This is a genomic window from Luteibacter sp. P4_E6, from assembly GCF_056401535.1.
Map to the genome: position 1 here is coordinate 1 of NZ_JBFUJE010000625.1, position 2,108 is coordinate 2,108.

Below are 2,108 nucleotides of genomic sequence, written 5' to 3' on the forward strand. Positions count from 1 at the left end.
GGACGAGACCGTGCCCGCTGTCGCGCAGTGTCGTGGCGAGCTCGGGTGTCGGCAGGGCAAGCGTGCGCGCCGCGCCGAAATACAGCAGGTGATGCGCAACGGTCTGACCCTTCTCGATCAGGTCGAAGGCCACTACGGTGTGTCGTGGGTCGGCACCCTTGAGCAGCGTGGCATCGTCAAAGTGCCCCGCACTCGTACTGGTGAGAGCAGCGGCGTGCACGGCCTGGCTCTCGTCGCGCAACAGCTTGCCACCCATGTCGTAGACACGCGTGCGCAGCGTGGCCTCGAAGTCGGCGGTGCGATCGGACACGGCGAACACGTCGGTCTTGCCGTCGCGGCGCAGCGGCACGACATCGACCGGCGCGTAGAAGCGCTTCGCGTGAAACTGCAGGGCTTTCCAGCGATTGAAGTAATCCACGCTGGCCCAGGAGGCGCCCGGCCAGACATCGTTGAGCTGCCAGTACAACGAGCCCATGCTGCGCGGCCGCGCACTGCGCAGGTGCTCGGCCGCCAGCTCGATTCCTTCGGCCTGCATCACCTGGCTCAGGTAAACGAACGAGGGGAAATCCTTCGGCTCGCCGTATTCCTGACGGATGTACAGCAGCAGGCGCTGGTTGCCGTCACCGTTGGCGAACTTCTGGTGGGCGCGCATCACCTTCGATTCCGGCGCCATGTCGCCGGCTTCGGCGAAGGCCTTGATCGTCGCCATCACCGGGAAGGACTGCAGCCCGTACTCCGACTGGAAGCGTGGGGTGACATCCAGGTAATGGGAAATCGGTTCGGAGCCAGACCACACCTTCCAGTAATGGAAGTCACCGTCGTTCTCCACATTGGCTTCGCCGTCGTAGTCGGTGCTGGGCGAGCTGGCCCAGTACGGCGTCTGCGGTGACAGATCGCCGACCACCTTGCGCAAGGTCTTGCCGAACAGCTCGCGCATACCCTCGTCGAGACGGCGCACTTCGTCGGCATTGACGAATTTGCGGAAATCCTCGCGATCCGGCCAGGAGTCCCAACCCGTCTGGACTTCGTTGTTACCGGCCCAGAGCACGATGGACGGGTGGTCGCGCAGGCGGGTGACCTGCTCCACCGCTTCGATCCGCGAGCTTTCGCGAAAGGCCGGGTCGTAAGGCGTGATGGCACCGCCGAACATGAAGTCCTGCCAGATCATCAGGCCCATGCGGTCGGCCGCGGCGTAGAACGCGTCGTCCTGATAGGTGCCACCACCCCACATGCGCAGCATGTTCATGTTGGCATCGCGCGCGGACTGCAGGAGGGCCTCCATGCGCGCCGGCGTCACCCGGGCGGGGAAGCTGTCGAACGGAATCAGGTTGGCGCCCTTGGCGAAAATCGGCACACCGTTGACGACAAACGCGAAGCCCCTGCCCCACTGATCCTTGTCGCGGCGGAGTTCCACGCTGCGCAGGCCGGTCTCGCGGTCGGCGTCGGCGACGATCGCGCCACCCGTGCTTACGCTCGCGTGAAAGCGATAGAGGTTCGGGTCGCCATAGCCGACGGGCCACCAGCGCTGCGGGTGGTCGATATCGATGGGCACGGCGACGTGGTTTTCACCCACCGTCAGCGCCACGTCGCGCTCCTGCACGCCGTGCGTGCCGTTCGGCGCGGTCCACTCCACGGCAACCTTGACCGGGCCGGCCTTGTCGGCCCGCAGATCGAGCTGCGCTTCCACACGCGCATTGGCTTGATCGACCTTCGCCTGGGCGATATGGAAGTCTGCAAGCCGCAAGTCGTCCCAGCTTTCCAGGCGCACGGGGCGCCAGATGCCGGCAGCGAGATAACGCGGACCCCAATCCCAGCCGTAGTGGTAGTTGGCCTTGCGGACGTAGTTAGAGGTCTGCTTGCCCTTCGGCTCGTCGCCGAAGGACGAATCGAATTCACCCGGCAGCGCATAGGGCTGTTTGAGGAGCCACGGCTGCAGGCGGGCGATGGGTGACTGGAAATGCACCAACAGCGTGTTGCTGCCGGGATGGAGCGTCTCTTTCACCGGCAGGCGCCAGCGACGGAACATATTGTCCGCGGCGAGCAGCTTCTTGCCGTTGAGGCTGACCTCGGCAAAGGTGTCGAGGCCGTCGAAAACGAGATCGACGTGG

General features: G+C 64.9%; 1 protein-coding gene. It reads right to left on the reverse strand.

Features of this window, described 5'->3' with window-relative positions; translation table 11 throughout:
- Positions 1–2,108 (reverse strand): glycoside hydrolase family 2 protein (locus tag AC1DT2_RS21620; protein ID WP_477298647.1); only part of this gene is annotated, 2,108 nt, incomplete at both ends.